Genomic DNA, 21,140 nt, shown 5'->3' with positions numbered 1-21,140 from the left:
TGAGCAGGCGCTCCTGTGATCAGCGGGACGCCGGTGGAGGATGGTGACCCGGCTCGCCCAGGCCCGCCCCCGCCGGGCCAAGGTGATCCGGGCCGGTGAGGCTTGGGCCGGCGGGGTTCGGGTCGGCGGCTTCGGACCAGACGGCGGAGGTGAGCAGCCGGGCCGGGTCGGGTCTGCCGGTGCGCACGCCGTCGCGTCTGATGTCGCCCGGCCCCGGCATCCGGCTGCCGGGCAGGCGGACCGCCGCCGCGCCCCAGGCGAGGGCCTCGACCAGGGCCGCCTCGCCGCGCGCACCCCCGGCGAGGAACCCGGCCAGCATGGCGTCCCCCGCGCCGACCGAGCTGCGCGGCTCGGTCACCGTGGCCTCGCCGTACCAGATGCCCTGCTCCTCGACCAGGACGGCGCCGTCGGCGCCGAGGCTGGCCAGCACGGTGCGCGCGCCGGCGGCGCGGAGCTGGACCGCTGCCTCCACCACGTCGCCGACGCACAGGATCGGCCGGCCGGTGACCCCCGCGAGCTCCTCCAGGTTGGGCTTGACCAGGGCGGGGCCCGCGTCGAGCGCGCTGGCCAGCGCCGGGCCGCTGGTGTCGACCGCGACGTGGATGCCCGCGCCGGCGAACCTCCGGCAGAGCCTGGCGTAGACGTCGGCGGGGACCTCGGGGGGCAGGCTGCCCGAGGCCACCACCCAGTCGGCCTCGTGCGCCTCGGCCAGCACGGTGTCGGCGATGGTGTCGAGCTCGGCGGGGGACAGCGCGGTGCCCGGCTCGTTGATCTTGGTGACGGTACCGTCCGGCTCCGCCAGGGTGACGTTGGACCTGGTCCGCCCCGCCACCGGGACGGTCACCATGTCCAGGCCCTGCTGCCAGAGCAGGTGCACCAGTTGCCTGCCCTCGTCGCCGCCGAACGGCACGACCGCCCGTGAGACGACCGAGTTGGCCAGCAGCGCCCGCGAGACGTTGACGCCCTTGCCGCCGGGGTCCAGCCGGGCGGTCGCGGCACGGATGACGGCGCCCCTGGTCAGCGAGGCGATCTCGATCGTACGGTCCAGGCTCGGATTGAGCGTCAGCGTGAGGATCACGACCGCCACCCTTCGGTACGGCCGCCGTACGCAATCGTCGTCGAGAGGGGCCATGCCCGTCCTGCACCCGGGCCGTCGTGCGAGGTCGTCGAGAGGGGCCATGCCCGTCCTGCACCCGGGCTGTCGTACGAGGTCGTCAAGGGGGTCATGCCCGTACCACCTCCGGGCCGGCCGCCGACAGGTCGGCGGCGAGGGTGAGGTCCAGGCCGGTGTCGGTGATCACGAGGTCGATCTCGCTCAGCGACGCGAACTGGGCCAGGTAGGTGTTGGTGAACTTGGTGTGATCGGCGAGCAGCACGCTGCGCTGGGCGGCACGCACCATCGCCCGCTTGATCGCCGCCTCGGCGGGGTCGGGCGTGGTCAGCCCCTTCTCCGCCGAGCAGCCGTTGGTGGCGATGAACGCCACGTCCACGTGAAGCTGCGCCAGCGGTTGCAACGCCCAGTCGTCCACCGTCGCCAGCGTCCTGCCCCGGACCCGGCCGCCCAGCATGATGACGTTGAGGTTGGCGCGCGCGGCCAGCACGGTGGCCAGCGGCGGCGAGTTCACCACCACGGTGAGCTCGCGGTCGGCCGGCAGCACCCCCACCAGGCGGCCCGTGGTCGTGCCCGCGTCGATGATCACGGACCCGTCCTCGGGCAACTCGGCGAGCGCCGCCTTGGCGATGCGCTCCTTCTCGGCGGTCAGCACCTCGTCGCGGGTGGCCAGCGCGGGCTCGAACCCGAGCCGCTCCACGGGGATGGCGCCGCCGTGCACCCTGCGCAGCACTCCCGCCCGCTCCAGCGCGGTGAGATCACGGCGGATGGTCTCGGTGGTCACGTCGAGCTCGGCCGCCAGCGACACCACGTCCACGCGGCCCGCTGCACGCGCTCTGCGGAGGATCTCCTGCTGCCGTTCCTCGGCGTACATGATGTTGATTCACCGCCGTTTCCGTTTGGTTTTCTCTGTGTTTAGTACTGTTTCTTTGGTTCGTCAAGAGTCTGATAGGTATGTCCGATGCGAATGAAGCCGTGGGCCGCCGTGGCGGCAGCCGTACCCCTCGCAACGGGCTGCATCGCGGGCCTCACAGCGGTTCCCGCGTCCGCGACGACCGGCGCGCCCGCGTCGAGCCCGCCCGCATGGGGCGCGCCCGCGTCGAGTGGGCTCGCACCGAGCGCGCCCCACGCCAGTGCGTCTCGTACGGCCAAGCCGCCCCAGGTGCCACCCGGCACCACGGCCTCGTGGCTCGTCTACGACCGCAGGGCCGGCAAACTCGTGGCGACCCGGCACGCGCACCGCAAGTTCCGCTCCGCCTCAGTGACCAAGATCCTGATCGCGATCGACTTCCTGGACAGACGCGCCTCGCTCTCGGCCGCCGACGCCCGGCTGCTCAGGGTCATGCTCCGGGAGAGCGACGACGCCGCCGCGACGGCGTTCTGGAACCGGGGCGGCAAGGGCGCGATCATCACCAGGATGGCGCGCAAGCTGCGCCTGTCCGACACCGCGCCGCCGCCCGCCACCCACCCGGGGTTCTGGGGCTACGCGTCACTGAGCGCCCACGACATCGTCCGCACCTACCGCTACCTGCTGGACACCGCGCAGCCGCGCGTCCGCGACACCATCCTCGGCCACCTGCGCAAGGCCACCCCGTGCGGCAGCGACGGCTTCGACCAGACCTTCGGCATCCCCCAGGGCGTGCCCGGCCCGCGCGCGGTCAAGCAGGGCTGGTCCGGGTTCGGCACCGTGCCCCCGGTCAAGTGCGACGCCCGCGCCTCGGGCGCGTCGATCTCCACGGTCGCGCTGCGATCCGCCGGCACGGGAGTCCCCGACCTCGGACGGCCCGTCCTCTATACGACCGGGCTGGTGGGCAAGGACGAGCGGTACGTCATGGCGCTGCTCACCACGCACCCCGCGGGCAGCACCTGGAGCAGCTCAGTACGCCGGATCACCACCCTGGCCAAGGGCCTCTACCGCAGCGTCACCTGACCCACCACTCGCCCGTCAGCTCGGGCTTCACCACTCCAGGCGCGGGGAGTGCGGGGTCAGCAGGGCGGTCTTCGGGGTGGTGGACCAGAGGGTCTTCAGGTCGTCGGCGAGTGTGGACATGAGCGCGCGGACGTCGTCGGCCGCCGTGGCGTGCAGCGCCTCGGCGACGATCAGGACCGAGTTCGTCGTGTCGCGCACGGCCGACAGGCCGCTCTGCCGGTTGGACCAGCGCCGGGCGTGCGCTCGCCCGGCGCCGTCGGCGAAGACCACCTCGTGGGCCTCCGGGTGCTCGATCTCGCCGCCGAAGGTGAGGTAGTCCTCCTCGCCTGAGGCGCGCCGGACCTCCAGGAACCCGGTGACCTGGGACAGGTCGAACACGGCCACCGGGATCGCGAACGCGAGCGAGATCGCGTTGCAGACATCGATCAGCGGATGGATCCGGGGCAGCGTCCCGTCTTTCTTGAAGCGCCGGAGCAGCGACTCGGCAGCGCATCGGTATTGGGTGGGTTTGAGGCCCATCGCGGAGAAGGTCCGCCGCCAGGCCCGGATCTCCGGCAGCTCGGACTCCGGCCCGCCGGTCAGCCGGGACTTCGCGGTCGCGTGGTAACCGGCGATGGCGGGGTCCACGTCACCGGTGATGCCGTCGGCCAGGAGCGCGCCGGCCGCCAGGTCGGGGAAGTCCCGCCAGATGTCGCTGGAATGCTGGAAGTACATGTGGTCACTCCTGGCCGTCCGCTCCGATGCGTGCTCACCCTAGCGGGATCCGGCCAGGTAGGCGGCGTGAACCTTCTTCGGCACCACCATCCGCCAGGCCTCCACGACCAGCTCGCGCATCTCCTCCGGGTCCAGCACGGCCATCCGCGCCACCACCCAGTTGAAGCGCATGTCGGACTCCGGCGGGAGCAGGAACGTCTCCGGCTCGGCGGCGACCAGCGCGGCCCGTTCCTCCTTCGGGAAGGCGAAGCCCATCAGCGTCTCGTCGCGGGAGAACGCCAGGTAGACGATGGCGCCCACGCGGAACTTGACCCGGTCGCGGATCAGGTGCTCCGACGAACGCGGAAAGGTCGCCGCGAGCCGCCGTACGTCCTCGACTGTGACCACGAGGCCACCCTAACGGGTGGCCTCCGCGGCGGAGATGTCGGCGAGCGCGGAGTCCGGCTCCCGCTCCATGACCAGGTCGCCCAAGCTGACGATGCCCACCGGGCGGCCGTCCTCCACGACGGGGAGACGGCGCACATGGTGGCTGCGCATCAGCTTCACGGCCTGGTCGACGCTGGTGTCGGGGCCGATGGCCTCGACGCTGGTCGAGCACGCCTCCCCTACCGGCGTGTCGGGGCCCTTGTCGTCGGCGACGCACCGCACCGCGATGTCGCGGTCGGTCACGATGCCCCGCATGCGGCCGTTCTCGTTGACGATGATCGCGCCGGTGTCGTTGTCGCGCATGAGCGCGGCGGCTACCTTCACCGGCTGGTCGCACTCGACGGCCGCGGGGTGGGTGGTCATCACATCTGCCACGGTCCTGGCCATGAGGACTCCGTTCGTCGCTGGCGCTGGAGCCCACCTGCTACCCGATATGCCGATAACTCACCTGTCTCTTATAATGAGACATTATTTCTTAGAATGCGAGATGATGTTAGCGTTCAGGCATCGATCGAACCGAGGGAGTCTCGATGGACGCCGTCTACACCCATGGTCACCACGCGTCGGTGCTGCGCTCGCACCGGTGGCGCACCGCCGCCAACTCGGCCGCCTACCTGCTGCCGCACCTCCGGCCGGAGATGAGCCTGCTCGACGTGGGCAGCGGGCCGGGCACCATCACCGCCGACCTGGCCCGCCGGGTGGCGCGGGTCACGGCGTCCGAGGTGACCGAGCAGGCGCTGGCACTCGCCCGCACCGAGATCGAGGCCGGCGGCCTGGACAACGTCGACTTCGCCGTCGCGGACGTGCACCACCTGGACTTCCCCGACGCCTCCTTCGACGTCGTGCACGCCCACCAGGTGCTGCAGCACGTCGGCGATCCCGTACAGGCGCTGCGGGAGATGCGGCGGGTGACGAAGCCGGGCGGGATCGTGGCGGCGCGCGACAGCGACTACACCGCCTTCACCTGGTATCCGGCGCTGCCGGCGCTGGCGGAATGGATGACGCTCTACCAGAAGCTGGCGCGCGCCAACGGCGGCGAGCCGGACGCCGGGCGGCGGCTGTTGTCGTGGGCCCGCGCGGCCGGGTTCGAGGAGGTCACCGCCACCTCATCCACCTGGTGCTTCGCCAGCCCCGACGACAGGGCCTGGTGGGGCGGCATGTGGGCGGAGCGCGTCCTCGGTTCCGCCCTGGCGGAGCAGGCCCTGGCCACCGGCGCGGCCACCGAGGACGACCTGCGGCGCATCTCACGGGGATGGCTGGAGTGGGCCGAGGCGGGCGACGGCTGGCTGTCGATCCTGCACGGCGAGATCCTCTGCCGCACCTGACCGCCAGACCCCGCCGGTCAGAGCCTCAGTGCCGGTGCGCCGAGCCCAGCCGGAGCCCTCACGTGAGTGTCGAGCCTCGCCGGTCAGAGTCCCAGGGTGCCGGTGCGCTGCCACTGCGGGTCGCGGTAGAGGACCACGTTCGCGGTGGCGTCGAGCAGCTCGTCCGGCGCCGACAGCATCGCGATCTCACCGTTGGCCTGCAGCTCCAGCAGCAGGTCGCGCACCCGGGGCCCGACCGGCAGCCGCCCGCCGGGCAGGCCGAGCCCGTCCCTGACCGTGTCGGCGATCTCCGACAGGTGGAACGGCCCGTCGAAGTCCGCCACCACGCCGCGCACCAGGGTCATCGTGATCACCTGCTCGGCCTCGGCGTGCGCGAGCTGCCAGATCAGCTGCTCGCGGCGGCGGCCGGTGCCGGCGCAGGCCGAGCACTCGCGCGCCACCCCGGGGGCCACCTCCTCCTCGACGGTGCCGAGGCAGGCCGAGCACAACTGCTGCTCGGCCGCGTGCAGCTCGGCGGCCATGCGGTGCACCAGCCGCGTGCCGCAGGAACAGCCGTAGCCGTCGCCGAGGATGGTGCTGGTCTGCCGGGTGATCGTGTGCTTCGTCATCGCGCCGACTCTACCGGCGCGCGTCTCTACCGGCGCGCGTCGGCCAGGCCGTGCAGGCGGCGCAGCGCCTTACGGGCGGCGGCCGAGACATGGCTGTCCGGATGGTGCTCGATGAACACCCGCAGCACCAGCTCCGTGCCGGGATGGTCGCCCAGCGCGAGCAGCGCGACGGTGCGTGCCTGCTCGTCGGCGTCCTTGCCGGCGGCCAGCGACTCGATGATCTCGCTGGTGTCACTGCCGAACTCCAGCAGCGCCGCCGCCATGTCCACCAGCACCCAGGCGAGGTCCGTCGGCGCCGGGTCGTGGCCCTCGCGCTCCAGCCGGGCGGAGATCACCGCGCCCACCCTGGGCTCGTCCAGCAGCCCGTCGAGCGCTTTGCGGCCGTCCTCGCCCAACCGGGTGGCCAGCAGCTCCACCCCGACCGCCCGGCCCAGCGGGCTCGCCTTGCCGAGCGCGACCGCGATCTCGGCCGCCGCCTGCGTGGGCTCCCGGCCCTCCAGCCAGCCCGCCAGCTCCTCGTCCCGCTCGGCCTGCGGGTAGGAGCGCAGACCGTGCAGCAGCGCGGCGGCATCCTGGCCCGCCAGGGAGCCCATGACGGGCACCTCCTGCCCCGCCGCCTCCGCGAGCACCTGCCTGCCGATCCACAGGCCGAGCGGCGTCAGCTCGTACGGCCCCTTGACCCGCACCAGGCCGAGGCTGGCGAGCACGTCGGGGGAGTCGCCCTCGGCGGGGTCGCTGCCGAGGAACAGCCGGACCACCTCCAGCAGCAGCGCCTCCTCGGGGGCGAGCAGCGCACGGCAGACCTCCGACCAGGTCCGCAGCGTCAGCTCGGCCGGTCCGTCGCGCAGCGCGGCGGCCATCTCGGCGTTCGCCCGGGGATCGCCCGCCTCTTCCCGGCGCATGATCTCGGCCGCGAGCGGGCTGACGCGGACGGCGTCGGCCAGTTCGTCGTCCGGCGGAAGCCGGAGCGGCGGCTGGAGGGGAAGCATGTCGTTGTAGGTGCCCACGCTCTTATCCTGTCGGAACTCCCGTCACATTGGGTTAAAGTCAGCGCAGCACCAGAAAGTAGCCCGAAAAGTCGATGGAAAGGAGGCGCTGAGATGTCCCGTGGTCCATGGACGCGTCCCGCGTTCTTCTGGAGGAATCGTGCTGTTCCGCTCCACGGTCGAGGCTGACCTCGACCGCCTGCTCCACTGCACCGTCGACGAACCCATCAGCTGGGCCGGCCCTGACCGGTTGCGCTCCTTCCTGGCCGACGGCCACTACCGCCACGAGCGCGTCTGGATCGCCGAGCAGGACGGTGAGATCCTCGCCCGCGCCGTCTGGTGGGGCTTTCCCGGCGACCGGCCGCTCGCCCTCGACTGCCTGTACGTGCACCCCTCGGTCGAGGACCGGGTGGCGCTGGCCGCCGAGCTGCTGCGGCACGCCCACGACGCCTTCGGCGACGCCCCCGCCTACCACGTGTTCGTGCCGGCCGGCTGGCGCGACCTCCCCACGGTCGTCGCCGCCGTCGGCTGGCGGTGGGAGGCGGGCCGCCGCGCCGGGCTGACCGACGAGCTCGAACGCCTGCGGTACGCCTGGACGCCGGACGTCCCGGTGCCCGAGCCGTCGGGCAGGCTGACGTTCAGGGCGGAGCCCGACGACGAGGCGTTCGTCGAGGTGTTCCGCCGGGTCGCCGAAGGCAGCCTCGACCACCACACCCGCCAGGCCCTGGTCACCAAGGACGCCGAGGCGCAGGCCCGCGAGGACCTCGCCGACTACCTGAGCATGCCGGGCGACAGGTCCTGGTGGCGGCTGGCCCACACCCCGGACGGCGACCTGGCGGGCTTCGCCATGCCGTCGGCCAACAACGCCGGGCCCGTCGTCGGCTACCTGGGCGTGCTGCCCGAACAGCGCGGCCACGGCTACGTCGACGACCTGCTCGGCGAGATCACCCGCTGCCACGCCGAGCTGGGCGCGCAGCGGATCGCCGCCGACACCGACGCCACCAACCTCCCGATGGCCAGGGCGTTCGAACGCGCCGGCTACCGGGTGTTCGCGGTGCGGCTGGTGCTGTCGGCCGATCCCACCTGAATCCCGGCGCCCGCCAGGCGCGTCCGTACGACCAGCTCGTGCACGGCCTGGTGGGCGCCGCCCGCCTCGGGAAGCGACGAGGCGTCCCGCGCCGCCTCCAGCTCCGCCGTCAGCCGCGCCACGTCCCCGGCCGCCTGGGGGATCGGCGGCGCGGCGCCGTGCTCGGCCTCCCGCTTGGCGGCCACCAGCTCCGGCAGATACCCGGGACCGTACGCGTACAGCCGCGTCAGATCGGCTTCGAGCGCGCCGGTCCGCATCAGGTGGATGCCGGTGGCCAGCACCCGGAAGGTGTAGAGCAGCGGCTTGAGCTCACCGGTCCGCTCGTACAGGCGCCACTGGGTGCGCGCGAACCCCAGATAGTGGTGGGCGTGGTGCCGGGTCAGGCATCGGGGTGCCAGCGCCGCCAACTCCTCGTGCGCGGGCGACGACGTCACGACCAGCGGCGACAGCAGCTGCTCCAGGACATAGCCGTTACGGTTCAGCAGCAGCCGGCAGAACTTGGCCAGGTCGTGCGTGACGAGGTCCACCTCCACCCCGTCACGGGTCCAGGTCCGGTCGAGCGTCTGCGGGCCGACGGTCAGGCCGACGACCTGCTCGACCGGCAGCACGTGCACGCCGCGCAGGTCCACGTCGGAGTCGGCGGAGGGGAAGCCGTACAGGTGGGCGCCGCTCACCGTCGCGAAGGCGAGCGGATGCGGCTGCTCGCCGGGGATCTCCGGCAGCCAGTCGGGCAGTCTCACAGATGCTCCCTGCGCACGTCGATGAGAAACTCCTCCACCGCGCGGCGGTCCGGCTGCTCGGGCAGTACGGATCGCGCGCCGGCCAGCTCGGCGGTCAGCTCGGCCCGCCAGGCGGTCACCCGCTCCCACGGCACCTCACCCCGCCGGACGGCCAGCAGGCGGTCGCGGTACGGGCCCACCTGGAGCAGCGGGTCGCCGTGGCGGACCAGGTGCAGGCCGCTGAGCAGCAGCCTGATCAGGTGCATGGCCTGCTTCCACTTCGGCGCGGCCGGGTCCAGCCGGCGGAACTGCGCGTCGGCGTACCCGGTGAACGTCCGGTGGGCGCGCCGCGACAGGAACGCGCCCCGCAGGTCCCGCAGCCGCTGCCCTTCCGGGGTGCACACCTCCACGATCGGCGACCACAGACACTCCAGCACCGTCGGGTTCGCCTCCAGGGCCAGCCGGCAGAACCGCTCGACCTCCCACGAGAACTGCTCGGGCAGCGGCCCGTCCCGGTGTGTGACCGGTTTGTCCAGGCGCCAGAAGTCCTCGGTCGGCGCCACGAACACGCCCCGCCGGTCGGTGTCGGAGTCCGCCGTGTCGAGCCCGTAGGCGCGCGACCCCACCACAGCCGAGAGGATCAGATCGTCCACCATGATCGTTCACCTCCCGGGTCGTGATCTCCAGCGCCAAACCCTAACGGAACCAGTGCCAACCTGCCTGATCACCCGTACTAGCCGAGAACGCTCCAAAAACGGCGGGAACGGCGTCATGATGGGACCCTCACGTACCCCCAGGAGACGCCTATGACGGACATCCTGTGCTATGCCGACGCGCTCGCCGTTCTCGGCTGCGAGCGGAGCAGGCTGGTCGAGCTCACCGACTTCGCCGCGACCGTGGCACGGACCGGCTGGGCCAGGGCCGGCGTCGCGCGGCCCGCGACGGGCCTGCTCGACCTGCGCGGCGACATCGTCGGCTACACCGAGGACGTGGTACGGCGCAGCGGCCGGCGGGGGAGGGGCGGCAACCGGTTCACCCGCACCCGGCGGCTGGCCGCGACGCACGCCGTGCTCGTCGTGTCGGCGTACTTCGAGGCGCTCGGTGAGGCCAGGCTGCCCGTCGAGCTGGACCGGCTCGACCACGTCCGTCATCCCGGCAGCGAACCGGCGGAGAAGTTCGCGGCCCTGGTGGAGAGCCTGCTGCTGGCGCCGCTGCCGATGCCGGAGCCGCACCGGCCCTACGCCGAGACCAGGCAGGCCGTACGGCAGGTCTATGAGCGGATGTCGCAGGCCCTGACCACCTACACCCGAGGGCTCCCGGTATGGGGAGAACTGTCGGCCGGCGACCGCACCCGCCTGCCCATCCTGCTGGACGACGGACCGGCCACCCAGGCGTTACGGATCTACGACGAGGACTACCGGCTGCTCAGCGCGGACAGCCCCGAATTCGGCATGTGGAGCCTGGTCACCGAGCCGCAGCCGCTGGGCACCGGCCTGTCCAGAGTGGCGCGGCTGCTGGCCGAGCTGGCCCCGCCCCGAGTCGGCGACCGCCCGATGATCCACCTGGTACGGCTGGCCGCCACCGCCCTGGACCTGCCGGTCATGGCCGGTGGCACGGCGCCCGAGGACGTCACGCTGCCGCTGCTCGGCGAGGGCTACATCAGCCCTCGCTGTCGGGTCGCGGAGATGACGCGCGAGGCCACGCCCGCCGCCAAGAGCTGGTGGGAGGGCCGGCGCGAACTCCCCGACGCCGAGGCGTTCCTGGTCGGGCACCTCACCTCCCTGTCCGCCACCCAGGCGCCCCTCGTCCTGCTCGGCGAGCCCGGCTCGGGCAAGACCAAGCTGACCGAGGTGCTCGCCGCGCGACTGGCCGGCTCGGAGTTCCTGCCGATCAGGGTCGAGCTCGGCGACGTGGCGGCCGACTCCGCCGTCCCGTCCCAGATCGACCAGGGCCTGCGCAACGTGCTCGGCGAGGAGGCGCGCCTGGAGGACCTGGTGGGCACGGGGGACGGGGCGCTGCCCGTGATCATGCTCGACGGGTTCGACGAGCTGATCCAGGCCGCGCACGCCAGCAGGTACGACTACCTGGAGCAGATCCAGGAGTTCCAGCTCGGGCAGTATCGTGCGGGACGGCCCGTCGCCGTGATCGTCACCGGCCGCACCGTCGTGGCCGACCAGGTCAGGTTCCCCGAAGGCGTGCTCGCCCTGCAGCTGCGGCCGTTCGAGGAGGACCAGGTGCGGCGCTGGCTGGACATCTGGGACCAGACCAACCGCGCCGTCCTGGCCAGGCACGACCGCACCCCGCTGACCGCCGAGGTGGCGCTCGCCCAGGGCGAGCTCGCCACCCAGCCGCTGCTCCTGCTCCTGCTGGCGCTCTACGACGCCACCGGCAACACGGTACGGCGCGACGGGCCGCCCATCGGCCGCGCCCAGCTCTACGAGTCGCTCATCAGGGACTTCGCCCAGCGCGAGGTGGCCAAGGACGCCGCCGCCGCGGACCTGTCGCCCGCCCGCCTGCGCGCGCTGGTGGACCGGGAGCTGGTGCAGCTCGGGGTGGTGGCGCTGTCGATGTTCGCGCGCGGCCGGGCGGTCGCCACCGAGGCGGCGCTCGACCGGGACCTGGCCGCCCTGTGCGGGCAGGCGCACGGCGACGCCGACGGCTGGGCGCGGCGAGCCACCCGGCGCTTCTTCTTCGTGCACAGAACCGAGACCGGACCGCCCGCCGACCGGGTGCGCTGCTACGAGTTCCTGCACGTCACCTTCGCCGAGTTCCTCGTCGGCTGGCTGGCCGTGCACGCGGTGCGCGAGCTCGTCAGAAGGCACGACCTGATCGAGAGTGAGCTGGCCGCCGCCCCCGCCCAGGACCTCGACGACGACCTTCTCCACGCGGTGATCTCGTTCTCCTGCCTGGCCGAGCGGGGGCCGACGGTCGGCTTCGCCGTCGAACTCATGGCCGCCCTGCCCGCCGAGCTGCGCGCCCGGGCCGGCGAGCTGCTCAGCACGCTGCTGCGCGAGTCGCTGCACGAGCGGCGGCGGCGCTCCTTCACCGGCTTCGAGCCGGTCCACCACCCGGTGACGCGCCGGCTGGCCGCCTACTCGGCGAACCTCACCCTGCTCCGCGTCGCCGCCGCCACCGAGCCGGTACGCGTCTCAGAGCTGCTGCGCGACCCCGACCCCCTGGCCCGCTGGACCTCCTTCGCGCACCTGTGGCGCAGCCAGCTCGGCGACGACGGCTGGGCCGGCCTGCTCGCCGCCCTGCCCGCGCACCGGGTGTCAACGGGCGGCGAACGGGACATCCTGCTGGGCGGAGCCGGGCAAGCTCCCGAGCCGACCGGCCTGAGCTGGTGGTTCGACCATCGGCCGCGCCGCCAGGCCACGCTGCTGCGCCACCGCACCAGGGCGCTGGCCGAACGCCCCTACCTGCTCAACATCGACACCGACCTGCTCGCCGACCTGCTGGCGGACGAGGCGGATCTCCCTCTCGTCCTGCGCCCGTCCGGCGAGGTGGCCAGCGGCGCCCGCCTCGTCCACGAGCTCCTTACCCGCGAGCCCGGCGCCGCCGGCGAGCGCGTCGCCCTCTACCTGGACACGATCGCCGCCGTCACCGCGCCCGGCGCCCCCGCCAACGGCCGGCTGCTGGGCCTCATCGCGCACGCGGTCACCCTGGACGGCACCGCACTGCCCTTCGCCGACCGCGGCCGTATCCTCAGCGACCTCCTGCACGGCGGCACCGACCACGCGCTGCTCCGCCCTCTCGTGGAGTCGATGATCGCCGAACGCTTCGAAAGCTGGGAAAGCCTGGTCAAGGCAGGCATCCCTGAGGATGTCCTACGCAAGATCCACAGCCCCTAGAGAGACGGGCAGTTCGACCGTGATGGTCAGCCCGCCCTCCTCCCGCGGCCTGGCGATCACCGTGCCGCCGTGCGCTTCGGCGATCACCCGAACGATCGACAGGCCGAGACCGCTGCCCCGGTCGGAGTGGAGCCGGTCGCCGTGCAGCCGCCGGAACGGCTCGAAAATCGTCTCGATCTCGTACGACGGAACCTGCAGCCCGGTGTTGGCCACGACCAGCTCCACCTGCTCACTGCGTTGCCGGGTCGTCACCCACAACTCGCCCTTGGGGTGGTTGTGCCGGATCGCGTTCTCCACCAGATTCTGCACCAGCCGCTCCACCAGCACCGCCTCCCCGACGGTCGGCGCGGCGTCCAGCAGTCGGTGGATCACCACCTCGTGCTCCGCCGCCTCCTCGGTCGCCTGGTCCAGCACGTGCTCGGCCACGTCGGTCAGATCGAACGGGCGCCGGTCCAGCACCGTCTGCTCGCCCTCGGTCAGCGCGAGCAGCCCGTCGATGAGCCGCTCGTGCCGTGCGTTGACCAGCAGCAGCGACTCGCCGAGCCGTTTGACGTCGTCGGTCGCGTCCGGCCGCCGCACCGCCACGTCCACCAGCGTCCGGTTGATCGTCAGCGGTGTGCGCAGTTCGTGCGAGGCGTTGGCGACGAAACGCCGCTGCCCGTCGAAGGAGCGGGCGAGGCGGCCGAGCATGGTGTCGAAGACGCCGGTCAACTCCCGCAGCTCGTCCTTGGGCCCCTCATAGCCGATCCGCTCGGTCAGGTCGTGGCTCTGCGCGACCCGCCGCGCGGTCTCGGTGACGGCCGCGACCGGCCGCAGCACCCAGCCGGCGGCCCGCCAGCCCAGGGCGAACCCGCCGCCCGTCGCGGCGAGCAGCAGGAGCGCTCCGACGGTGCGCACGTTGGCCAGCGTGTCGCGCTCGTAGACGGCGCGCACCTGCATCACCCGTTCCCGGGCGACCTCGTAGATGTCGTCGAACCGTTCGAAGCCCCGGTAGCCGTCCACGACGATGTAGCGCGGGGTGATCAGGCCCGTGCGGTACGCGAGACTCTGCTGAACCACGAGGTAGACGCCCGTCAGGGCCAGGCCGCCCAGCACCAGGACCACCCCGGCGCAGGCCACGGCGAAACGCAGGCGGATGCTCATGGGATGCGGTATCCCGCGCCCGGCAGGGTCTCGATGACCTGCGGCGGGCCGAGCTTCTTGCGCAGCTTGGTCATCGTGGTCCGCACCGTGTTGGTGAACGGGTCGATGTGCTCGTCCCACACCTTCTCCAGCAGCTCCTCGGCCGAGACGACCGCCCCCTGCGCGCGCAGCAGCTCCGCCAGCACCCCGAACTCCTTACGCGCGAGCGGCACGTACCGCCCATCCCGGAAGACCTGCCGGTGCGCCCAGTCGAGCCGCACGCCGGCCCGCTCCAGCATGGGCGGGTCCGCCCGCCTGGCCCTGCGCCCGAGCGCGTGCACCCGGGCCACCAGCTCCTCGAACGCGAACGGCTTCGGCAGGTAGTCGTCGGCCCCGAGCGACAGCCCCGCCACCCGCGCCCGCACGTCACCGGCGGCGGTCAGCATGAGCACCCGGACCAGCCAGCCCCGGTCCACCACCGTCCGGCACACCTCGTCGCCGTGCAGCAGCGGCAGGTCCCGGTCGAGAACCAGCACGTCGTAGTCGTGCACGCCGAGCCGTTCGAGCGCCGCCTCCCCGTCGTAGGCGACGTCGACGGCGAGCGCCTCATGCCGCAGGCCCTCCGCGATCGAGTCGGCGAGCATCCGCTCGTCCTCGGCGATCAAAACACGCACGATGCCCCCAAAGATCAATAAGTGACGATCAGTGTGACGGTAGGGGAATAACGCGGGCATAACCAGCTTCGGTGACACGGGCGTTAGCGCCCGGCCGCTGGACTGCCTTGCCTCCGGCCGGGATCCCCCCGGCCCGTTCCGAGGCGGATCCATGGCGTCCATTCTCATCCTCAGGGGGCCGGCCGGGCACCGCCTGTTCGGCGCCGCGCTCGCGCTCGCCGCCGCGCTGCGCGTGCTGGTCATGCTGGGGTACGACACCGCGCAGGTCTACTGGTACGACTCCTTCACCTACCTGGACACGGCCGTGCACATGCGGCCGGGAGGGGCCTTCCACCCCGCTGGGTACGCCTGGTTCCTGTGGCTGATGCGCCCCTTCCACAGCGTGTACCTGATCGCGGGCGTACAGCATGTGATCGGGCTCGGCGTCGCGGTCATGATGTACGCGTTGCTGCGCCGCAGAGGGCTGCCCGGCTGGGGTGCGGCGCTCGCGACGCTGCCCGTGCTGTTCGACCCGTCGTTCATCCGGCTGGAGCACTCGATCCTGTCGGACCTGCAGGTGATCGCCCTGCTCGTGGCGGCACTGCTGGTGCTGATGTGGCACGAGCAGGTGACGGCGCGCGCCGCTGTAGCGGCGGGGCTGCTGATCGCCCTGGCCGGGATGACCCGCACGGCCGCCGTGCCCCTGCTCGGCCTGGCCGCGCTCTACCTGCTGCTGAGACGGACGCCGTGGCGGCGGACCACCGCCCTGCTGCTGGCCGGCGCGCTGCCACTGCTCGCCTACGCCGGCTGGTACGCCCAGCACCACGGCCGGTTCGCGCTCAGCGGCTCCGACGGCGTCGCGCTCTGGGCACGCACCATGACCTTCGCCGACTGCCGGATCATCCAGCCGCCGCCCGAAGAGGCGAAACTCTGCCCGAACGGCACGACGGTGGACGCCGCCTCCGAGTACGTCTGGGCGCCCGGCGCCTCGCTCAACCAGTTGCCCGGCGACCGCTTCCTGCACAACGACCTGGCCAGGTCGTTCGCGCTGAAGGCCATCGCCGCCCAGCCGCTCGACTACCTGCGCGAGGTGGCCCGGGACACCTCGCTCGCCTTCACCTGGGAGCCGGTGCGGCACCCCCGGCGGGTGACGCCCACCGCCAGCTTCCCGTACGGCTCCTGGGGGCTGCCGGAGGAGCACGCCCTGATCCACAAGGTGCGCGCCGAGTACGACCCGGCCATCCGCGGCATGAGCTCCGTCGAGCCGTACGGGTCCGTCCTGGCCGCCTACCCCTACCCATGGTTCCTGCACGGGACGCTGTTCGGGGTGTTGCTGCTCGTCGGGGCGGCCGGCTCGGTCGGCCGCCGCCGCCCCGCGCTGCTGCCATGGGGGTTCGCCATGTTCCTGCTCGTCGCGCCGGTGGCCGCGATCGACTTCGACCACCGGTACGTGCTGCCCGCCATCCCGATGGCCTGCCTCGCTGCCGCACTCGCCGTACCCGCCCTACCGCGACGGCGGTTTCCTGACCTGTCCTTCGCGAGCCTGCCACTTAGGCGAAATGTCTCGTAGTATCCCGTCATCACGAGCGTTGGGGGCGCCAGGGTGCCAGGACAGAGCGTGGGTGTGGTGGTCGAGCCGGGAGTCTCGCCGGAGATCGCCGGGTTACTGCGTGCCAACGCCCCGCTGCTGTCCAGAATCAGATCCGGCTGGGTGCCCCCTGCCGGGGCGCCGGCCGAGCGGCCGCGCAGGAGCCCGTCCAGCGTCATCCTGCTCGCCATCACCCCGGTGATCATCGCGTTGATGGCCGTGCTGCTGGAGACCGCCATGGCGCCGGTCGGCTTCGTCCTGCTGGGGACGTTCGTCTTCGTCGTGCTCATCAAGATCGCCAGTATCAACGAGGTGCCGGTGAACCACCGCCCGCACGAGCGGGACGTCTACGAGCACGCCCGGCGTCACGACGGCCGCTACTTCCTGCCCGAGGACTTCGACGAGCAGGCCGGGCAGGTGCTCCGCAGGGCGCAGCGGGCCATCGGCACCGTGCTGCGCTCCCATGTCAACGCCGAGGGCCTGCTCGACGACGCGCGCAACGCGGTGATGCTGCCGGAGCAGGAGTGGGAGATCGCCCGGCTGCTGGCCAAGCTCTCGATGCTGCGCGCCGAGCACCGCGACCTCATCGACCGGGGGATCGCGCCGGAGGTCGCGGCCGTGGTCCGGCCGCTGCAGAACGCCCTCGACGTCAGCGAGGCCGCCGTGGTCGCGCGGGTCGAGGCGCTGGAACGCTACGCCGGCCACGTGGCCGAGGCCGAGCGCGCCTACCACGCCCGCGGCCAGATCGAGGCGCTGCGCGCCCGGTTGCCCCACTACGAGGAACTCCTGGCCGAGTCGGGCGCCGACGCGCTGGCCGTACCCGAGATCGAACGGCTCGCCCAGGACGCCGACGACGTCGAACGTACGCTGCGGCGCAGTGTGAGCTCCGCGCACGAGGCGTTCCGCTACCTGGAGGGCTGACGTTCGGACAGATCCCCACATAGGATCAGTTATGTGCCAGGTCGCCCTGCGAAGGTGGTAGTAGAGCCGACGGTGCCTGGCGAGGCCGCCGAGCTGTTCCGTGACAACCGCAAGGTGCTGGTACGCATCCGGGCCGGCTGGATCCCCACCCACCGGCCCCGTTCGCCCGCGTACGGCCTGGTCACCAACATGCTGATCAGCGCGGTGGCACTGGTGGCCATCGGGTGGGGGCTCGACTTCTTCCTGGCCGGCCTCTACACGCCGTTCGTCGTCATCATGACCCTCGCCGCGCTGCTGGTCATCGGCATGGTGGCCAAGCCCCGGCCGGACGCCGAAGCCGAGCGACGGCACGTGGTCGAGCACCACGTCTACGAGAGCGCCCGCCGCTACGACGGCAGGTTCGTGCTGCACGAGGACCTGGACGACAGCGCCCGCGCGCTCCTGTCCCGCGCCCAGACGGCCATCGACGCCATCATGGGCTCCCATGTCCACGCCGAAGGACTGCTCGACGGCGTGCGCAACGCGGTGATGCTGCCCGCGCAGGAGTGGGAGATCGCCCGGCTGCTGGCCAAGCTGTCACGGCTGCGGGCCGAGCACGACGAGGTGGTCGCCGAGGGCATCACCCCGGAGGTCGCGGCCGTCACCGAACCGCTGGCCCAGGTGCTCGACGGCAGCGAGCGGGCGGTGCTCACGCGCGTCGAGGCGCTGGAGCGCTACGCCGGCCACGTGGCCGAGGCCGAGCGCGCCTACCGCGCCAGGCGCCAGATCGACCGGCTCAGCGCCAACCTGCCCCGCTATGAGGAACTGCTGGCCGAATCCGGCGCCGACGACTCGGCCATGCCCGAGCTGAGCCGGCTGACCGAGGACGCCGACCGTCTTGAGGAGGCCCTGCGCGACAGCGTCAGCTCCGCCCAGGAGGCATTTCGCCATTTACGCGGGGGAGACGATTGATGACCCCCGAACACCGATTTCCCCTAGGATCCGAGTTTGTGGTGGACGTGGTAGTAGATCCGGGGGTGCCCGCGGACGACGCGCGACTGATCAGACAGAGCAAGCACGTCCTGATCAAGATGCGCCGCGGCTGGGTGCCCGTGCCACCGCCCAAGGCGGGCGTGGGCCGCTCCACGACCATCACCGTGATGACCGTGGCCGCCCTCCTGGTCATCATCGCCGTGATGAGCCGCGGCCTCGGCATGCTGCTGCTCGCCCTCGTCGCCGCGCCCGTCCTCGTCCTCACCCTGGTCCACACCGACCTCGGCGAGGAGGAGCAGGCCACCGCCGAGCGCGAGATCTACGAGCAGCTCCGCTGGTACGAGGGCCGCTACGTGCTCGCCGACGACCTCGACGAGTCCTCCCGCAGGCTGCTGATCCGGGCGCACCGGGCCGTCACCGCCGTGACCGAGTCGACGGTCAACGCCGAAGGGCTGCTCGACGACGTACGCAACGCGGTGATGCTGCCCGCGCAGGAGTGGGAGATCGCCCGGCTGCTGGCCAAGCTGTCCGCGCTGCGCGCCAAGCACAGGAAGACCGTGACCGACGGCATCAGCCCCGAGGTGGCCGCGGTCGCCGAGCCGCTCGCCAGGGCGCTCGACAGCAGCGAGGACGCCGTGGTGGCCCGGGTCGAGGCGCTGGAGCGCTACGCCGCCAACGTGGCCGAGGCCGAGCGCGCCTACCGGGCCCACCAGCAGATCGAGGAGCTGCGCGGCCGGATCCACCAGTATGAGGAGCTGGTCGCCGAGTCCGGCGCCGACGGCTTCGCGGTGCCGGAGATCGAACGGCTCTCCCGCGACGCCGACCAGCTCGACCAGGCCCTGCGGCGGAGCCTCCACTCCGCCCACGAGGCCTTCCGCCACCTCGATCCCTGACCGGCCCCGCCTGGTAGGCGCCGGGCCGGGTCGTATGTCCGCTCGGTCAGGCGCCGGGCCGCGTCGTCCTGTCCACCCGGTCAGGCGCCCGGGCGGGTCGTCCTGTCCACCCGGTCAGGCGCCCGGGCGGGTCGTCCTGGCCACTCGGTCAGGCGCCGGGCCGCGCCGTACTCTCCACTGCCTGAATCAGCAGGTCGCAGAGCGCGTCGGCCGCGTCCAGGCGGCCCAGCTTCTGCGCCGCCTCGCCCATCGCGGCGAGCCGGCCGGGGTCGGCGAGCAGCGGCATCAACTCCGCCAGCAGCAGCTCGGCGGTGGGGCGCGGCTCCAGCAGGGCGCGCGCGGCGCCCGCCGACACCAGGTAGGCGGCGTTCTTGCGCTGCTCGTCACCGCCCGTCGGGATCAGCGGGATCAGCACCGACGGCTTGCCGATCGCGGTCAGCTCCGACACCGTGCCGGCGCCGCTGCGGGCGATCACCACGTCGGCGGCCGCGTACAGGTCGGGCAGCTCGCCGCCCACGTAAGGGACCGGATGGTAGCGGTCGGCCAGCTCCGCGGGCAGCTCGACGGAGCGCATCTGCTCGATCCACGCGGGCCCGCACTGGTGCACGATCTGGGCGTGCGGCAGCAGCCGGGGCAGGATCTCCTGGATCAGCGTGTTGATCTGCTTGCTGCCCTGCGCGCCGCCCGTCACGTAGATCAGCGGCACCTCGAACGTCAGCCCGAACAGGTCGTAGGCCGCCGCCCGGTTGCCCTGGAGCAGCTCCGGCCTGATCGGGTTGCCCGTCACCACGGCCTTGTCCCTGGTCGAGGCCGGCAGGTAGTCCAGGGACGACTCGTGGGACAGCGCGATCCGGGTCGCCAGCCTGGACAGAATGCGGTTGGCCAGCCCCACCACCGTCGTCTGCTCGTGCATGACCAGCGGGCGCCGGATCAGCTTGGCCGCGACGCCGATCGGCACCGCCACGTAGCCGCCCGTGGACAGCACCACGTCGGGCAGGTAGCGGGCGGCGTGCCCGACCGCCTGGAACACCCCCACCGGGATCCGGAACACGTCGGCGATGTTGGTGCCGAGCTCGCGCAGGTTGGGCCGGCGGCGCAGCTTGCCCGTGGTGATCGCCTTGAACGGGATCCCGTGCTCGGCGGTGATCTTGGCTTCCAGGCCGCCGGACGTGCCCACCCAGAGCACGTCGTGCGGCACCTGACGGCGCTGCATCGCCGACAGAGTCGTCAGAGCCGGATAGGTGTGACCACCGGTGCCGCCGCCGGTGATCAGCAGTCGCAGGGTTCGTGACATGCGCTCAGACTATGGCCGCACAGCGGAAACCCGTGTGCCCGGTGGCGGAGTCGGGAGTATTGGCGGTGCGCGCGGCCACCCGGTAGCGGTTGCAGTAGGAGTCGTGGCACAGGTAGGAGCCGCCGCGCATCACCTTGGCGTCGCCGTCGGCGGGCCCGGACGGGTCCTCGGCGAACGGTTCCCACGCCGTGCCCCACCAGTCGGCCGTCCACTCCCACACGTTGCCCGCCACGTTGTAGAGGCCGTGGCCGTTGGGTTGGAACGACTTGACCGGCATCGTGCCCTTGCTGGGCGCGCCCGGGAAGCGGCCCTGCCAGATGTTGCACCGCGGGCGGCCCTTCGGCGCCAGCTCGTCCCCCCACGGGTAGCGGGCCCGCTCCAGGCCGCCGCGCGCGGCCATCTCCCACTCGGCCTCCGTCGGCAGCCGCTTGCCCGCCCAGGCCGCGTACGTGGCCGCGTCGTGCCACGACACGTGCACGACCGGGTGGTTCTGCCGGTCGCGCACCGAGGAGCCGGGCCCTTCCGGCGACCGCCACGTCGCCCCTTCGACCCCCGCCCACCAGGGCGCCTGCGGCACGCTCGCGTCCATGACGCCGTGCCCGGCGAACTGCCGGAAGACGAACGACCAGCCGATCCGCTCGGCCTCCGTGATGTACCCGGTGTCCTTCACGAAGGTGGCGAACCGCGCGTTCGTCACGCAGGTCGGATCGATCAGGAACGGCCTCAGCCGCACCTGCCGCACCGGGCCCTCGCCGTCCTCCGGCCTGCCGTCCGGGTCGTCCCCGCCCATCCAGAAGGTCCCGCCGGGGATGCGCGCCATCCCGCGCGGTGGCTCGCGCCGCCCCGCCTCCACCACCACGGCCCGCCCGGCCTCCGGCCGGTGGGATCCGGCGGCCGCGTCCCTGCTCGGACCGCAGCACGCTGCCATCAGCACTCCTCA

At 72.3% G+C, this 21,140-nt stretch carries 21 protein-coding genes; 8 read left to right on the top strand and 13 right to left on the bottom strand.

Going from position 1 to position 21,140, the window contains the following annotated elements; genetic code table 11:
- Positions 1-19 precede the first annotated feature (19 nt).
- Together pfkB and IEY87_RS14770 are read right to left on the bottom strand one after the other, a co-directional pair.
- Positions 20-1,078: a 1-phosphofructokinase gene (pfkB, locus tag IEY87_RS14775; protein ID WP_189139192.1), complete on the bottom strand. Its 1,059-nt coding sequence runs from the start codon at positions 1,076-1,078 to the stop codon at positions 20-22.
- Positions 1,079-1,223: 145 nt separating this feature from the next.
- A complete protein-coding gene (locus IEY87_RS14770; protein WP_189139191.1) occupies positions 1,224-1,985 on the bottom strand; it encodes a DeoR/GlpR family DNA-binding transcription regulator in 762 nt (253 codons plus the stop codon).
- An 87-nt stretch (positions 1,986-2,072) separates the two neighbouring features.
- Here IEY87_RS14770 and IEY87_RS14765 point away from each other — a divergent pair, with 87 nt between their 5' ends.
- Positions 2,073-3,041, top strand: a complete 969-nt coding sequence (locus IEY87_RS14765; RefSeq protein WP_189139190.1) for a D-alanyl-D-alanine carboxypeptidase family protein — start codon at positions 2,073-2,075, stop codon at positions 3,039-3,041.
- Positions 3,042-3,068: 27 nt separating this feature from the next.
- On the opposite strand, the gene IEY87_RS14760 is transcribed toward IEY87_RS14765, so the two are convergent.
- The 3 genes from IEY87_RS14760 to IEY87_RS14750 are packed head-to-tail and all read right to left on the bottom strand — an operon-like array spanning position 3,069 to position 4,568.
- On the bottom strand, positions 3,069-3,755 hold the full coding sequence (locus IEY87_RS14760; protein WP_189139189.1) for a B3/B4 domain-containing protein: 687 nt from the start codon (positions 3,753-3,755) through the stop codon (positions 3,069-3,071).
- Between the two features lie 39 nt (positions 3,756-3,794).
- A complete protein-coding gene (locus IEY87_RS14755; protein ID WP_189139188.1) occupies positions 3,795-4,142 on the bottom strand; it encodes an MmcQ/YjbR family DNA-binding protein in 348 nt (115 codons plus the stop codon).
- 9 nt (positions 4,143-4,151) lie between these two features.
- Positions 4,152-4,568 carry a CBS domain-containing protein gene (locus tag IEY87_RS14750; RefSeq protein WP_189139187.1) on the bottom strand — a complete coding sequence of 139 codons (417 nt, stop codon included), beginning with the start codon at positions 4,566-4,568 and terminating at the stop codon, positions 4,152-4,154.
- A gap of 143 nt (positions 4,569-4,711) precedes the next feature.
- Between IEY87_RS14750 and IEY87_RS14745 the strand changes: the two genes are divergently transcribed.
- Complete coding sequence (locus IEY87_RS14745) at positions 4,712-5,506, top strand: class I SAM-dependent methyltransferase (protein WP_189139186.1); 795 nt, start codon at positions 4,712-4,714, stop codon at positions 5,504-5,506.
- Positions 5,507-5,589: 83 nt separating this feature from the next.
- Here the strand turns inward: IEY87_RS14745 and IEY87_RS14740 are convergent, their stop codons facing one another.
- Together IEY87_RS14740 and IEY87_RS14735 are read right to left on the bottom strand one after the other, a co-directional pair.
- The gene (locus tag IEY87_RS14740; protein ID WP_189139185.1) at positions 5,590-6,114 is read right to left on the bottom strand and encodes a hypothetical protein; all 525 of its coding nucleotides are present in this window, start codon (positions 6,112-6,114) and stop codon (positions 5,590-5,592) included.
- Positions 6,115-6,140: 26 nt separating this feature from the next.
- On the bottom strand, positions 6,141-7,121 hold the full coding sequence (locus IEY87_RS14735; protein ID WP_189139184.1) for a hypothetical protein: 981 nt from the start codon (positions 7,119-7,121) through the stop codon (positions 6,141-6,143).
- Between the two features lie 139 nt (positions 7,122-7,260).
- Here IEY87_RS14735 and IEY87_RS14730 point away from each other — a divergent pair, with 139 nt between their 5' ends.
- Positions 7,261-8,187, top strand: coding sequence for a GNAT family N-acetyltransferase (locus tag IEY87_RS14730; RefSeq protein WP_189139183.1), 927 nt, complete (start codon positions 7,261-7,263; stop codon positions 8,185-8,187).
- Here the strand turns inward: IEY87_RS14730 and IEY87_RS14725 are convergent.
- Together IEY87_RS14725 and IEY87_RS14720 are read right to left on the bottom strand one after the other, a co-directional pair.
- Positions 8,139-8,927 (bottom strand): nucleotidyltransferase domain-containing protein, encoded by a 789-nt coding sequence (locus IEY87_RS14725; RefSeq protein ID WP_189139182.1) that lies wholly within the window; start codon positions 8,925-8,927, stop codon positions 8,139-8,141. The genes IEY87_RS14730 and IEY87_RS14725 overlap by 49 nt on opposite strands.
- Entirely contained in the window at positions 8,924-9,562 is a 639-nt protein-coding gene (locus IEY87_RS14720) for a nucleotidyltransferase domain-containing protein (protein WP_189139181.1), read from the bottom strand. Before IEY87_RS14720 ends, IEY87_RS14725 begins: the two co-directional genes overlap by 4 nt.
- Positions 9,563-9,712: 150 nt before the next feature.
- On the opposite strand from IEY87_RS14720, the gene IEY87_RS14715 reads away from it, so the two are divergent.
- Complete coding sequence (locus IEY87_RS14715; RefSeq protein ID WP_189139180.1) at positions 9,713-12,757, top strand: NACHT domain-containing protein; 3,045 nt, start codon at positions 9,713-9,715, stop codon at positions 12,755-12,757.
- On the opposite strand, the gene IEY87_RS14710 is transcribed toward IEY87_RS14715, so the two are convergent.
- Positions 12,734-13,900: a sensor histidine kinase gene (locus tag IEY87_RS14710; protein ID WP_189139179.1), complete on the bottom strand. Its 1,167-nt coding sequence runs from the start codon at positions 13,898-13,900 to the stop codon at positions 12,734-12,736. The genes IEY87_RS14715 and IEY87_RS14710 overlap by 24 nt on opposite strands.
- Positions 13,897-14,553 (bottom strand): response regulator transcription factor, encoded by a 657-nt coding sequence (locus tag IEY87_RS14705; protein WP_189139178.1) that lies wholly within the window; start codon positions 14,551-14,553, stop codon positions 13,897-13,899. The genes IEY87_RS14710 and IEY87_RS14705 overlap by 4 nt, the downstream gene beginning before the upstream one ends.
- 151 nt (positions 14,554-14,704) lie before the next feature.
- Here IEY87_RS14705 and IEY87_RS14700 point away from each other — a divergent pair, with 151 nt between their 5' ends.
- The 4 genes from IEY87_RS14700 to IEY87_RS14685 are packed head-to-tail and all read left to right on the top strand — an operon-like array spanning position 14,705 to position 18,906.
- Positions 14,705-16,102, top strand: coding sequence for a hypothetical protein (locus IEY87_RS14700; protein ID WP_225277328.1), 1,398 nt, complete (start codon positions 14,705-14,707; stop codon positions 16,100-16,102).
- Positions 16,103-16,150: 48 nt separating this feature from the next.
- Positions 16,151-17,041, top strand: a complete 891-nt coding sequence (locus IEY87_RS14695; protein ID WP_225277329.1) for a hypothetical protein — start codon at positions 16,151-16,153, stop codon at positions 17,039-17,041.
- Between the two features lie 33 nt (positions 17,042-17,074).
- Entirely contained in the window at positions 17,075-17,992 is a 918-nt protein-coding gene (locus IEY87_RS14690; protein ID WP_225277330.1) for a hypothetical protein, read from the top strand.
- Positions 17,993-18,030: 38 nt separating this feature from the next.
- The gene (locus tag IEY87_RS14685) at positions 18,031-18,906 is read left to right on the top strand and encodes a hypothetical protein (RefSeq protein ID WP_225277331.1); all 876 of its coding nucleotides are present in this window, start codon (positions 18,031-18,033) and stop codon (positions 18,904-18,906) included.
- A gap of 148 nt (positions 18,907-19,054) precedes the next feature.
- On the opposite strand, the gene IEY87_RS14680 is transcribed toward IEY87_RS14685, so the two are convergent.
- Together IEY87_RS14680 and IEY87_RS14675 are read right to left on the bottom strand one after the other, a co-directional pair.
- The gene (locus IEY87_RS14680) at positions 19,055-20,200 is read right to left on the bottom strand and encodes a UDP-N-acetylglucosamine--N-acetylmuramyl-(pentapeptide) pyrophosphoryl-undecaprenol N-acetylglucosamine transferase (protein WP_189139177.1); all 1,146 of its coding nucleotides are present in this window, start codon (positions 20,198-20,200) and stop codon (positions 19,055-19,057) included.
- A gap of 4 nt (positions 20,201-20,204) precedes the next feature.
- Positions 20,205-21,128, bottom strand: coding sequence for a formylglycine-generating enzyme family protein (locus IEY87_RS14675; protein ID WP_189139176.1), 924 nt, complete (start codon positions 21,126-21,128; stop codon positions 20,205-20,207).
- Positions 21,129-21,140 lie beyond the last annotated feature (12 nt).

It is taken from the genome of Nonomuraea glycinis (genome assembly GCF_014646515.1).
Lineage (GTDB): Bacteria > Actinomycetota > Actinomycetes > Streptosporangiales > Streptosporangiaceae > Nonomuraea > Nonomuraea glycinis.
This window is presented reverse-complemented; position numbering and strand designations above follow the sequence as displayed.